This window comes from Candidatus Zixiibacteriota bacterium, from assembly GCA_019038695.1.
GTDB lineage: Bacteria > Zixibacteria > MSB-5A5 > GN15 > FEB-12 > B120-G9.
Genome location: JAHOYZ010000007.1, coordinates 138,775 through 151,888, shown reverse-complemented (window position 1 = coordinate 151,888; position 13,114 = coordinate 138,775). Strand labels below are relative to the sequence as shown.

Here is a 13,114-nt window from a genome sequence, read left to right as displayed (position 1 = left end):
GATGATCCGAATCTGCCTGATAGGGCTCATAGCAGCCCTAGTATCCTGCCCTCAATTCGTATCAGGGGATGAAACGTCACTCCGCGATATTGCACGTGCAGTCTCCAAACACAAGTCGGTGCTTGGAGAGATTCTCAAACTTGATGGGACGAACTTAGGCACTGGCTTCGCTGTTGCCGGGGGTAAGGTAATCACTGCTGGCCACGTGGCCGTAGGTGACACGTTACTATTCGATCCCTTTGGCAAGGATAACGAACCGGTCAGAATAGCTCTAGGGTACAAAGTGCGGGGTCTTGACCTTGCGATTCTTTCTCCGATAGATCAAACACTGCAATACTGTCTTAAACTAGGCGACTTTGATAGAATAGGTCCAGGTGATTCGATTCTCTACTTTGGTTTCATAAGGGATACTCTCAAAGTCCGTTATAGCACCGTGTATTCTCAAGGACAGATGCTGAACGACGGTGCCGTTGGCCAGTTCATCGAATTTCAGAGCGATGCAGAGCCGGGTTTCTCGGGCGGACCGGTGTTCAATAGACGCGCAGAGGTTGTGGCAATCATAGTACATGCTTATGACATGACTGATGCCAAGGGGAAACGCCCGATCAGATTTGCGCGAGCAGTTTCCACGAATTTCCTACGCATTAGAGAAACACTAGTTGATACGACCACCGCGGTCAGTACTCCTCGCCTTACTAAGTGAGCAGAACATCAACTTAGGTACTCCCCACAGAGCTGAAGGCGTCGGGTGGGTTGGCAACATTTTCCCAACAACACTACCCTTGATTCTCCTCCCCTGACCCTTCTGTATGAGACAGGAACAAAACGGACTAACCCCAACTCATATCCAGAAGGAACGGAATAAATGCGCCAAAATCACTACGATTTCAGTGGTTGAAATTATAATCGAATTCGCCTTACGCTCTAAATGCCAGAGGATTACGCAAAAAACGCAAAACGCGTATTACCAAACAAAGCCATTTTCGAATCGAATCCGGCCCAAACAAGTTTGAGCCGGGCACCCGAGGGAGGGTGACATGGGCCACCCAACACTTACATCTTCCGGCTGCCGCGTTGGGTGATCGAATCGCCCTTGGCGCACAGAGGGCACTCGTCGGGCTCCCATGATTTGGCCGAGACCGAAGCCAGCGCGTGAGTCGGATAATCGAATTTAACCGTTCCGCCCGAACGATCCAGCATCAGCACGATTCCTACAATCTCCGCTTCGTAAGAATTGACCAGATCAATGACCTCGCGGATCGAGCGACCGGTAGTAAGGACATCATCCACGATAGCCACTTTCTGACCCTTGTCCAGCGAGAAACCACGTTTGAAGACCCGACCTGTCTCGCCCGGCTCGGCATAGATCGATTCCAGGCCAAGATACCGAGCTGTGTCATAAGCCAGAATTATCCCACCCGTAGTTGGTCCTACGACCGTTTGCGCTCCGCTGTCTTTGAGAAGCGTTGCCATCTGCTCACATAACTTGGTGCATGTTTGTGGCTGTTTCAGGAGCGTGAACTTCTCGTAGTAAACATCCGAGTGTCGCCCTGAGGTGAGTTTAAAGTGTCCCGTTAGTAGTGCGTTTGAATCCTTGAATAGTTGGATGACTTCTTCCTGGTTCATCTATCCTCCGTAATGATGGCGACTGCCGCCGCGTAGTTATTTTCATGGGAAATGGAGATCAACACTTTGGCCGATCCGAGTTGCTGTTGGATATTCTCGGGAAGCTGCAGCACCGGCTGCCCGGTGTCGTCATTGACGATCTCAAGATCGGTGTATGGCGGACGGTTTTTGAGACGATACCCCAGAGCTTTGATGACCGCCTCTTTGCAGGCAAAGCGCCCCGCCAGAAACTGCTCGCGGTTGGCTCGCGCGGCAAAGACTTTCTGCTCTGTCTCGCCCAGGATTCTTTTCATGAAACTATCGCCGTATCGTTTTATGTCCTCTCTAATGCGCTCGATTTCGACGATGTCCATCCCGACGCCGTGTATCACTGATCAACCTCCCATGAGTTATCGTTGCCGACAAGAATACTCAAATCGGAAGGCGGAGGCAACCGGCTCACCGAGATTTATCTTGCCAGATTTGCAATGGGTGGTATAATTATAGTGTAAGGAGAAAGATATGTCTTTTTGAAAACTCTAACACTTAGCTCATGAAGGTCGTCTCTTGAACGCTGAGTAGACGCCGTGACCCACCTCACTGGCGGTAGCGAATACAAAACGCGATGAGTGGCTGTAAAAACCCTTTACCGTATATAACGGTGCTGAGCTTTTCAAAAATTGCAAATCTTTCTCCTACTAAATATGAAACCCGCTCCGAAAGGGGCGGGTTTTATTGTGGCAGTCAGAATTTTCTGTGGCGGTAGTATTATCTCTTATCAAGAGCTCCGGATGGCAGGGAAGCTTCTTTAATGATTTGCTCGTAGTTTGTTTGGCTACCAACAGGGTTGATCGAGATAACCAGGCAACTGTCACCAGTAGAGATCAGGAACAGTCGATCTCGCTCGATTTCGTAGACTCCGGATTCTCTGCGAGTGGGATCACTTTCGTAAGTGGGGAAGACCTCCAGCAAGTCCAGTCGCGATTTGAATGCCTTGCGAAAGCGCTTGCGAAATTGGCTCTCAGTGGCGCTGCTCTTGAATTGGCCGTCATTGTCCATTTGGAAACAATGTTCAAATCCGGGTATTTGGGCAAATCGTTCGTGGAGTGATAGCTGTGGGTCTATCGAGAGCGAATCGGATACCGACGAGTCAATTGACAGCTCTCCGTCAATTGGAGGAGTCGGAACAGAATGAGTGGAAGGCTCTTCAGATGGCTCTCCGGGAGTCTCAATGGTTAGGGGTTTGGATTCTGGTGTGGAGCGAATCGTTGATAAAATATCGATGTGCTGTCGCTTGATGATCTCTTCAATTTGATTCTGTTCCTGAAGACTCTCGATTATACTCTCGAGTTTTCGTTCGAACTTATGCAGTACGCGCCCATCGTGCAGAACAGTGGTTGTAATCCGTGGGGATGGACGGCAGGCATATTCGGTTTGTATTTGAAGTGAAGAATCACCTCGTCGTATCGATGACGTCTTTCCGGCAGGAATAAATGATGACATCTCTACCGTCCCGTTGTTCCTTTAGAACTTAGAATTCCGCGACCGCATGGCTTTTTGCCACACTACCAGAACAAGTATAGAATACATAACTCATGCCGGTCAAGGCCAATACTCAAAATCGCTTGCCGAGATGACTGATCGGAGTTGACGCCCTTTCCAGTACCTTACAATTGTGGCTACCGGCACACTTCTCTTATCTACATAAGTATCGGTAGATTCAGCAGTTAGAATAACCGCAGGAGGGGCACGAAAAACAACCAGAGGAAAATATCATCGCGCAACTACACTCCGGGCAAACATCTTCTCCGATCTTGCTTGCTGGAGAAGATCCATCGGATCCAAAATGTCTGTGCAGAATCTGCGCAATTGCATCAGGGATTGAGAAAACTTTGGACCCTCCCGAAAAAGTTGGATTGGAGCCACCAATCCCCCGAAGCTGCCGAATTACTTTCTCCACAGGTACCCGTGATCGCAGGGCCAGCGAGATAAGGCGACATATAGCTTCTGTGTCGGCCATGGTTGTATAGCCCGATTTGCCGATATGGGCGAACACTTCAAAGGGGATTCCGTCGCGGAGATTGATGGTCACATACAAATTGCCGAAACCAGTGCGAATCTTCTCGGTGATGCCCTGCAGGATGTCAGGTCGTTTTTCCACACTAACAGTTCCTGTCTGTTCTTTGCCGGATTCAGAACGGGTGGAAAGAACCTGGTAGGGGCGGGAGTTGTCACGGTAGACGGTAACGCCCTTGCATCCCTGTTCATAGGCCAGGGTGAAGGTCTGGGCGACGTCATCACGGGTGGCGCTTTCAGGGAAGTTAATAGTTTTAGATACTGACGAATCGCAGTGTTTTTGGAATCTCGCCTGCATCAGAATATGGTCGCCAGGGGAGACATCGGTAGCGGTAAGAAAGACAGCTTTTACACCCTCCGGGATGCCGTCAACATTGGAAAGAGAACGGTGGGAGGATACCTCTGCCACAAGCTGATCACTGTAAAACCCATTCTTCCTTGCGATAGTCTCAAACAGTGAATTCAACTCTGTTAGATGCGTTCCGTCCAGTACATTTCGGTCGAAGGCGATAGCGTAGTAGGGTTCAATGCCGGAGGAACAACCCGCAATGATTGAGATCGTACCGGTGGGAGCGATGGTCGTAACGGTGGCGTTGCGCATGGCTACATTGTCCCGGGCGAATACCGACTGGTCCCAATTGGGGAACTTGCCACGTGTCTTGGCCAGTTCCGAGGAATGATTGCGCCCCTCCGTACTGATAAACGCCATCAGTTTGCCACCTAACTCCTGAGCCTGTTGGCTATCGTAGGGAAGGCCAAGCCTGACCAACAGATCCGCCCAGCCCATGATCCCCAGGCCGATGCGACGGTTCTTGAATGTCTGGACCTTGATCTGTTCCAGTGGATATTTGTTCTGATCAATCACGTTGTCAAGAAAATGAACTCCGACGCGCACCACCGATGCCAATCGTTCCCAGTTAACGCCCTGGGATGGATCATCAATTGTGTAATCATCCGGCAAGGGATCAACAGCGAATCGGGATAAGTTAATCGAACCGAGGTTGCAGGAATCATATGGCGGTAATGGCTGTTCACCGCATGGGTTGGTTGCTTCAATAGTCTCGTGTGGATAAGTTGGATTGGTTTGGTTCATCCTGTCAAGGAAGACAATCCCCGGTTCGCCGGTTTGCCAGGCGTGCTCGACAATAGAGTTAAAAACATCACGAGCCGAAAGGCGAACCTCTTTATGGTCTACGAGATGCGTGGTGCCAGTGTGGGGATTGAACAGAAGGAAATCACTGTCGGCGGTCAGGGCTTTCATGAAGACATCAGTAATGCCAACCGAGATGTTAAAATTGGTGATTCGGCTGGTGTCATCCTTACAGGCGATAAACTCCATGATGTCGGGATGATCTACCCGAAGGACTCCCATATTGGCTCCACGACGCGTGCCTCCTTGTCGAACGGTCTCGGTTGTGGCGTCGAAGGCAGCCATGAAAGATACCGGACCGGATGCGACGCCGGAAGTCGATGCTACAACCGAATTGCGTGGTCGCAAACGCGAGAAGGAGAAGCCCGTTCCGCCACCAGACTTGTGAATCAGGGCGGCATTTTTGATACTGTCGAATATCTCCTCCATAGAGTCGCCTACGGGTAATACGAAACAGGCTGATAGTTGCCCCAGCGGTCGGCCGGCATTCATCAAGGTGGGAGAGTTGGGCAGGAAATCCATATCAGCCATGATGTCAAAGAATTTCTGCGTTGAGTTTGCGATCTGTTCATCAGTAGCGTCATAGTTGCGATCAGCTTCAGCCACAAACCGTGCCACCCGGACAAACAACTGGGTCGGCGTTTCGATCACGCGACCGTGTTTGTCCTTCATCAGGTAGCGTTTCTCAAGCACGGTCAGACCGTTGGCCGATATGTTTACATCACGGATTTTCATTGGTCATCATTCCAATATCACCAGTCAAGTCTTCATGGCAGAAGCGCAGGGCTCCTGCCCTACTGTATTATAACTCCGGTTTGAGAAAAAGGTGCATCACATATTTTAATGTGTGGCGGTCTCCTCCGCTTATACCTACCATAGATCGGCCGGGAAAACGATGTCCAACCGGGCCGTCCGTCCCGGTAGCACGCCAATAGCGTAAGTCGCAGTGTCAGAGTTGGGGATATAAATGACCTGCAAGGTCCGGTTGCCGACAGGAATACTCGAGATAGAAAACCACCCGTCGGAACTCGGATTAACTATTGCTGTTGTTGAACCTCCAGAGCCATTAGGGTAGGTGAGACGCACTTGAAGTGAGTCGCGATAGACACTGCCGGGGATATCGCGACCGGCGTCAACGATAGTTCCGGAGATCGTGTTGGATAGCAAATCCGATGATGAGTTGGCCAGGAGTTTATCGATATTGGACCCCGACCCCGTTGATCTTAGAAGCGTATCAGTGTAGGTATAGGCAGTTCCCCAGGCGTCGCTCAGATGTTCTGTCCCGGAGGTCCCGGAATCTGCATACGGGCCATCCCAGGTGGCATAGCTACCAGGATTGGTAACAAGCGCGTTCAAATCAGAGGGCAAACCTCCGACATCACCCACGTAACCAAAATCTGACCGCGCCCCTCCGACGTAGATATCAGGGTTACCAACAATGGCAAACGCCAGTTGGTCTAGTTCCTTTTTGGTATTTTCCCAATGCGCGTCTTCAATAGTCCCCGACATCTCGCGGGTAGCGATAGTCGCCAGGATACCGATGACAACAATCATTATCACCAGTTCGACGAGAGTGAAACCGCGATATTCTCTTCTTACCAGGCTTAGTTGCATAGGTCCGCCGTAAAAGTGAAAGATGATCCATCGGATAGCTCGATCGTGAACGAAGCGCCGGTCATGTCCACAGGTGGTCCGCTTCCTCCGGAGTTCGGTTTGAAATTCTCCACCGTGATCTTGATCTGTTGGGAATCATTGATAGTCTGACTGGCCGAAAAGGTGGACAATTCCCCGGAAGCGGCACTCGGATTCGAGTCGCGCACTGTAGTGCCATTCCAGGTTACTGTCTTGTAGTAGGCTGTCGGGCTCGACCATGTGAGTCGGATAGAGCTTACGGCAATAGATGCGCCAGTGTTATTGACGATCCAGAACTTCAACATAGCGCAGTTGCCGGTCCACAGTGTATCGGAATCAGTCACAAACTCGATTTCTGAGGAACCACCCCCGCCAGCCGCATACCAGACGTTGGACGCAAGACGGTACTCGCTATACATCGATGAATTGGGCACCACGCTCACGAACCGCCTTAGAGTGTCATCATCAGGCAGGTAAATTACGTCCAGATTGTGGTTACCGATAGGGATAGAATCAAACGAGAAATATCCTCCAAAATCCGGGGTGGCGCTTTTGATCGTTGTGCCGCCTGTGCCGTTCGGAATAGTCAGTCTGATAGTTACTGAGTCGTCGTAGGTAGTGCCCGGCGGGGTTCCGTCGAGATCGAAGACGTTGCCAGCAACCGCATTGCGCAGGAGATGGTCGGCCGATCCGGCTAGTTGACATTCAATGTCGCCATCCGAGCCAGTCGAAGTGATTGTGACGCCGCTATAGGAATAGGTCATGCCCCACGCGTCTGTTTTGTAGTCATTGGTAATCTGAGTGAATCGATTTTCGATATAGGGACCGTTCCAGGTGGTATAGCTACCAGGATTGGTTACGAGCGCGTTCAAATCAGGGGGCAAGCCCCCGACGTCACCGATATATCCAAAATCGGTTCGAGTGCCGTTGTTCTCAAGGTCGGGATTACCGACTGCAGCTTGATGAAGAGCACTCATCTCCTGTTTGGTTTCCTCGATACGCGCAGACTCGCCAATGTACCCGATTGAGCGCATAGCCACCGAGGCCAGAATGCCCATGATTACTACCACCAGGATTACTTCAACGAGCGTGAAACCGTTACTTGGTTTTGGAGTCTGATCTTTCATAAGAAACCACATAAGATGTGTGTGCTAATAGGTATAGTAGACCTCAACCCATACCTGAGTACAAATTGTTACTTTTTTCAGATCAACACCAATTTCGAGATTGTCAATATCGGTCCAGGTCCATGCTGCAGATGTTGACGGGTTTGTTTGATAAGTTGTAGAATAATCCACATAACTACCGGTTGTGTTATTCTGGGAACCGGTGTAAGTGCTCCCCCCAATGCGTATTGCGGTTCTGGCTTTTTTGCCCCCGCCGTTACCTTTAGCTTTGACATAAACAACGATAGAATCTACAGTGCCGGTGCCAACCGAATGATTGGCGGTTTCATAGGTGTCCACATTCCAACCACTGCCTTCTCCCTTCACATAGGTGCCGTCCCCATCCGATGTTACTTCATCCACACACTGCCAATTATTGGAGCAGCTCTCATCAAGTAGATTAGTTAAGCTTCCATTTCCTGTTGGGCGAAGAGTTTCCACACCCGAGCCACCACCCCCACCTCCGCCGCCACCAAAATGGGCCGAGGCGAATACATATGATTTCTGTCCTTGATGCCGTGGTAACACGGTCAGATACCGATGGAGAGTGTCTACGCTTGGCACATAGATGATCTCAAGCGAATGAGTTCCGGCCGGCAGAGAATCAAGCGTAAATGCGCCTGCTGAGTCGGGGTGATATGTTTTAAGAGTTGCTCCGCCCGCACCGTTGGGGATGGTTATCTCAATATTTACAGAATCTGCGTAGATCGTTCCTGGTACGGAGTCATTGGCATCTTTGATAGTCCCGTTGACCGTGTTTAGTAGATAGTCATCAGTAGCGTCAGCGATCTTCTTGGATATTGTGGTTCCACTCCCGGTCGAGGTTATGGTTATTCCCCCGGAATACGTATAAGCAGTACCCCATTCGTCTAACTTGAATCCGGTTGAATCTTCAGTCATTCCGGGCGGCAGGTAAGGTCCGTCCCAGGTTCCCAGTCCGGGGTCCTGATAGAGTGCCTGAAGGTTGGCAGGAAACGCCCCGACATCGCCGACATAACCAAAATCGGTCCGTCCGGCACCACTAGCCATGCCGGGATCACCTACGATAGCGTGAGCCAGCATTTCCATCTCTCGCTCATTTTTCGTGTAGCGAGCGTCCTTGACCAATCCCTCCATCGATTGCATCGCCATACTCAACAGAATCCCCAGCACGACAATGACTATAACCAGCTCGATCAGGCTGAAGCCGTTTTCGGCGACGAGATGTCTTCCCGAAGCTTGATATTTACCAGAGATCAGTGGCAAAATAGAGCTCCTTGTAATACAAACTGCCGGGATTGACGCGTACGAAGTTGACGGATGTATCGTTGTCGGGAATGTAGATCATTCTGAGTTGGTGGTTGCCTATCGGTATGGAATCGAACTGGACCAAGCCATCCGAACCGGGCGACTTGGCAGTCGAAGTCGTCGAACCGATCCCATCCGGGAATGTCAACACGAACCTGACCGAGTCGCTAAAGTCCTCTCCGGGTGGCGTATGATTGAGATCAGCGATAGTCACAACAACGCTGTTGTAGAGCAGGTTGGCTACTGAGTTGGCCAACTCTCGCGTGATTGTCGAGCCACCTCCGGCGGACGAAATTGTAATTCCACCAGAGTAAGTATAGGTTTGACCCCAGGCGTCAATTCTGTACTCGGTGTTGCCGGTACCGTCGGTAAACTTATCCTGGATATATGGTCCGTTCCATGTTGAATAGCCGCCCGGATTGACAATGAGTGCACCCAATGAGTCTGGGAGCGCGCCTACATCGCCAATATATCCATAGCTTATTTGAGTTCCGCCGGAGATCATCGCCGGATTGCCGGTAATTGCCCACGCCAGCCGGTCAAGCTCCTGTCGGGTTTCCTCGGTTCGGGCAACATCGGTAGCTCCGCGCATGGAGCGCATCGTGACCGAAGCCAGCACGGCTACAATGATGATTACAACTATCATCTCGACCAGAGAGTAGCCGGTGTTGCTTCCGGTCAAAGGAGCCTTTTGGCCCGAATCTGCTATTTTGGCCTGGATACACATGTTCTCTCTGATTATCGGCGTAATCATAGCCACTGTTTATAGCTGGTCTGCGGTGCTTTAGATCATGTTGGTGAGACGAAGGAATAATGGACTGCTTAGATGACTTTGTTGTGGACTAAGTATATCTTCTTTTGTATAATTCAATCTGGAAGAGCCGGGAAACATGTAGTGCTGTTTGCGGTACTCTGGAAAATGTAACTACACTATCGCTGTGAGGATGTAATTCTATGAAACTGTCAAGGAAATCTGATTATGCGCTCCGGGCAGTTTGGCACCTGGCCAAGCTCCCGACTGGTAGTTTAGCTTCGATCAATGCCATTGCGGAAGGCGAGGTGGTCCCGCGTGAGTTCCTGGCAAAGATTCTCAAAGACCTTACAAGGGCCGAGATACTGGTTTCCTTTCAGGGTGTACGGGGTGGCTATCGTCTGGCGAGGACTCCCCGAGAAATCACCTTCCTTGATGTTATCGAAGCTATTGATGGCCCCATCCATCTGAATCTTTGTACTGAGGAAAATTGTAGTTGCGAGCGTTACAATATCTGTGAATTCCGCAGCTTCTGGGAGGCTCAGGAAGTTACTTTCAAAAAAGCTCTTGGCAAACAGCATTTCGCTAAGTATCGCAATCGCAGCAAAAAGTAGATTTGTTTGAACGCCCCCGTGCCGGCGGGGGATGCGGCTGGACGATTATCATTTGCAGGGATCCCTACCATTGGGCTTGTCTTAGGGTCTATCTATCCACTATATTACTAATCTGGTAAGGTAGGTGCGGCAATATCTGTTTGTTGTCGCGGCGGCGTGTTATGTGACGGATTTACGGAGTTTAACCGGTCTGTCGCCATGAGTTGTGTCAAGGAGAGGTAGTTATGGAGAGATTCGAGGATAAACAGCATAAAGTTAAAATCGGGCTGGCTGAGATGCTCAAGGGTGGTGTCATCATGGATGTTACGACCGCCGAGCAGGCCAAGATCGCCGAAAACTCCGGCGCGGTAGCTGTCATGGCTCTCGAACGAGTCCCCTCTGATATCAGGGCTGATGGAGGAGTGGCCCGGATGGCTGATCTGGATGTGATCGACGCCATCAAGCACGTGGTTACTATTCCCGTGATGGCCAAATGTCGGATTGGACATTTTACCGAAGCTCGCGTTTTGGAATCATTGGAAGTTGATTTCATCGACGAATCCGAAGTCCTCACCCCGGCTGACTACAAACACCACGTCAACAAATGGCCGTTTAAGGTGCCGTTTGTTTGTGGCTGCCGCAATCTGGGCGAGGCGCTACGGCGTATCTCCGAAGGAGCGGCCATGATCCGCACTAAGGGAGAAGCTGGCACAGGTGACGTTTCACATGCCGTCAAGCATCTCAGGGAAATCTACTCGATTATGAAGTCATTGACGGTCATGTCGGAAGAAGAGCTTTATGCCGTGGCCAAAGAATATCAGGTCTCGATTGATCTGGTACATCTGGTAGCCAAAACCGGCAAGTTGCCAGTACCGAATTTCGCAGCTGGTGGAATTGCTACTCCAGCCGATGCGGCGCTCTGTATGCAGCTGGGAGCCGAGGCGGTGTTTGTCGGTTCGGGTATTTTCAAATCCGACAATCCCGAGAAACGCGGCAAGGCTATCGTGTCGGCCACGACTCATTACCAGGATGCATCGAAGATAGCTGATGCCTCACGCGGACTCGGCGACGCCATGAAGGGCATCCAGGCGGAAGACATTCCCGAGGAGGAGTTGCTCCAGACACGGTAGGGCCACATTGTGGCCTTTCTTATGATTCGAATCCCGACAGGTCGTCAAGTGGCGGCCTGTTTTTTTGTGAGTAGAGACGAAGGGTTGTGATTTGGATTCCTTGTGTTATACAGTTATCATTAGGTATGTGAGATAGGCTGGATAATAGGAAGAGGTAGCCGAGTAGGTTGAAACTGTTCTCAGTTTCGACAGGCATCGCCTGTTCTCTGGTAGGAACAGCTAGCTCTTGCACTACTGAAGCGATATTATTGCTATGACAGTGAAGACAAAAATTGCATATGCGCACTCTACCTGGAATCCCGTCACCGGGTGTAGCGCCGTCTCGGAAGGGTGTCGCCACTGCTATGCCGAGCGGATGGCTAAGCGCCTGCACGGCATGGGCGTAGCCAAGTATCGCAATAGTTTCGAAGTCACGTTGCACCCCGACCAGATCAAGGAACCGCTCAGATGGCGCAAGCCGCATCTGGTGTTCACGGCCTCAATGTCCGACCTGTTTCACGAGAAGGTGCCGTTGAAATTCATTAGGTCCATCTTTGAGACGATGCAACAAGCTGATCAGCATATTTTCCAGTTGCTCACCAAACGATCCAAACGACTCGCCAAATTTGCACCCAAGCTCCCCTGGCCATCGAATGTGTGGGCTGGTGTAACGGTTGAGAATGCTCGTTTTCGGGATCGCATTGATGACTTGAGACAAGTTGATGCGGCAGTCAGGTGGCTGTCGATGGAGCCGCTTCTCGGTCCGGTGGAGACCTTGGACCTCGATGGGATTGACTGGGTTGTAGTCGGTGGCGAGTCCGGTCCGGGGGCGCGACCTATGGAAGAAAAATGGGTGCTCGATATCCAGAAGCAATGCCGGGCGCAGGGCAGTGCCTTTTTCTTCAAGCAATGGGGCGGATTCAACCGACGGAAAACCGGTCGACTCCTTCGGGGACGTCTCTACAGCGAGATGCCTGAGCTTCCGGACCCTGACCGCCAATTGTCTCTGGCGAGTCTTCTCTAAGCAAAGTCTTTTTGGGAAACATCTATCCTTCCTTGAAACCATGCCGGTTTCGTTGTTTATTGTCCTGCGGATGATGGACAGTGCAACTGAGATAATGATATGACCGATTACATAAAATTGAATATCGGAGTGCTGGCGCTTCAGGGAGACTTTGAGCGACACATTCACCAGCTATCGCTTCTCGGGGCGGGTATGACAGAAGTACGAACCGCCACCCAACTGAACGAGATTGATGGTTTGATTATTCCCGGTGGTGAATCGACAACGATGAACATCCTGTTTGATCGTTTCGATCTGCGCCAACCTTTGACCGATTATGGCCACTCGAGGCCGGTCTGGGGAACCTGTGCTGGGATGATTATGTTAGCCATGAAAATAGAGGACAATCAGGCCAATGTGAGAACGCTTGGTCTGATGGATGTTGATGTTGTGCGAACAGGGTATGGGCGGCAGGTTAATTCGTTTGATGTGCCGCTGACAGCCAGACTGAATGATGATGAGGTAACGCTTCGGGCTACCTTTATCCGAGCCCCCAGAATTTGTCGGACGGGGAAAAACGTGAAGACTTTAGCCTCATACGATGGCGATCCGGTGCTGGTTATCGAGGGACATTTGATGGCGAGTTCGTTTCACACTGAATTGGATGATGACTGCACGTTGCTGGAGTTTTTCCTGCGTCGCTTTGTTCTGGCTCGTCTATGAAAAGAACAGGACCATTTCG

Annotated in this window: 13 protein-coding genes; 5 read left to right on the top strand and 8 right to left on the bottom strand. The window is 50.8% G+C overall.

Annotation, left to right across the window (positions count from 1 at the left end):
- Position 1: 1 nt before the first annotated feature.
- The gene (locus tag KOO62_02645) at positions 2–703 is read left to right on the top strand and encodes a serine protease (GenBank protein ID MBU8932884.1); all 702 of its coding nucleotides are present in this window, start codon (positions 2–4) and stop codon (positions 701–703) included.
- Between the two features lie 350 nt (positions 704–1,053).
- Here KOO62_02645 and pyrE read toward each other — a convergent pair whose 3' ends face one another.
- The 8 genes from pyrE to KOO62_02605 all read right to left on the bottom strand — a co-directional run bounded on the left by pyrE (position 1,054) and on the right by KOO62_02605 (position 9,670).
- Complete coding sequence (gene pyrE, locus KOO62_02640; protein ID MBU8932883.1) at positions 1,054–1,626, bottom strand: orotate phosphoribosyltransferase; 573 nt, start codon at positions 1,624–1,626, stop codon at positions 1,054–1,056.
- The gene (gene acpS / locus KOO62_02635) at positions 1,623–1,997 is read right to left on the bottom strand and encodes a holo-ACP synthase (protein MBU8932882.1); all 375 of its coding nucleotides are present in this window, start codon (positions 1,995–1,997) and stop codon (positions 1,623–1,625) included. The genes pyrE and acpS overlap by 4 nt, the downstream gene beginning before the upstream one ends.
- 376 nt (positions 1,998–2,373) lie before the next feature.
- Positions 2,374–3,108 carry a hypothetical protein gene (locus KOO62_02630; GenBank protein MBU8932881.1) on the bottom strand — a complete coding sequence of 245 codons (735 nt, stop codon included), beginning with the start codon at positions 3,106–3,108 and terminating at the stop codon, positions 2,374–2,376.
- Positions 3,109–3,325: 217 nt separating this feature from the next.
- Positions 3,326–5,566, bottom strand: a complete 2,241-nt coding sequence (locus KOO62_02625; GenBank protein MBU8932880.1) for a vitamin B12-dependent ribonucleotide reductase — start codon at positions 5,564–5,566, stop codon at positions 3,326–3,328.
- Between the two features lie 135 nt (positions 5,567–5,701).
- Positions 5,702–6,445, bottom strand: a complete 744-nt coding sequence (locus tag KOO62_02620) for a prepilin-type N-terminal cleavage/methylation domain-containing protein (protein MBU8932879.1) — start codon at positions 6,443–6,445, stop codon at positions 5,702–5,704.
- Positions 6,436–7,590, bottom strand: coding sequence for a type II secretion system protein GspG (locus KOO62_02615; protein ID MBU8932878.1), 1,155 nt, complete (start codon positions 7,588–7,590; stop codon positions 6,436–6,438). The genes KOO62_02620 and KOO62_02615 overlap by 10 nt, the downstream gene beginning before the upstream one ends.
- Positions 7,591–7,614: 24 nt before the next feature.
- Positions 7,615–8,874 (bottom strand): prepilin-type N-terminal cleavage/methylation domain-containing protein, encoded by a 1,260-nt coding sequence (locus tag KOO62_02610; protein ID MBU8932877.1) that lies wholly within the window; start codon positions 8,872–8,874, stop codon positions 7,615–7,617.
- Positions 8,855–9,670: a prepilin-type N-terminal cleavage/methylation domain-containing protein gene (locus KOO62_02605; GenBank protein ID MBU8932876.1), complete on the bottom strand. Its 816-nt coding sequence runs from the start codon at positions 9,668–9,670 to the stop codon at positions 8,855–8,857. Before KOO62_02605 ends, KOO62_02610 begins: the two co-directional genes overlap by 20 nt.
- Positions 9,671–9,870: 200 nt before the next feature.
- Between KOO62_02605 and KOO62_02600 the strand changes: the two genes are divergently transcribed.
- The 4 genes from KOO62_02600 (at position 9,871) to pdxT (ending at position 13,095) form a co-directional block, all read left to right on the top strand.
- Positions 9,871–10,281 carry an Rrf2 family transcriptional regulator gene (locus tag KOO62_02600; GenBank protein ID MBU8932875.1) on the top strand — a complete coding sequence of 137 codons (411 nt, stop codon included), beginning with the start codon at positions 9,871–9,873 and terminating at the stop codon, positions 10,279–10,281.
- A 224-nt stretch (positions 10,282–10,505) separates the two neighbouring features.
- Positions 10,506–11,390, top strand: a complete 885-nt coding sequence (pdxS, locus tag KOO62_02595; GenBank protein MBU8932874.1) for a pyridoxal 5'-phosphate synthase lyase subunit PdxS — start codon at positions 10,506–10,508, stop codon at positions 11,388–11,390.
- Positions 11,391–11,643: 253 nt separating this feature from the next.
- Entirely contained in the window at positions 11,644–12,393 is a 750-nt protein-coding gene (locus KOO62_02590) for a phage Gp37/Gp68 family protein (GenBank protein MBU8932873.1), read from the top strand.
- A gap of 117 nt (positions 12,394–12,510) precedes the next feature.
- Positions 12,511–13,095, top strand: a complete 585-nt coding sequence (gene pdxT / locus KOO62_02585) for a pyridoxal 5'-phosphate synthase glutaminase subunit PdxT (protein MBU8932872.1) — start codon at positions 12,511–12,513, stop codon at positions 13,093–13,095.
- Positions 13,096–13,114: the final 19 nt, after the last annotated feature.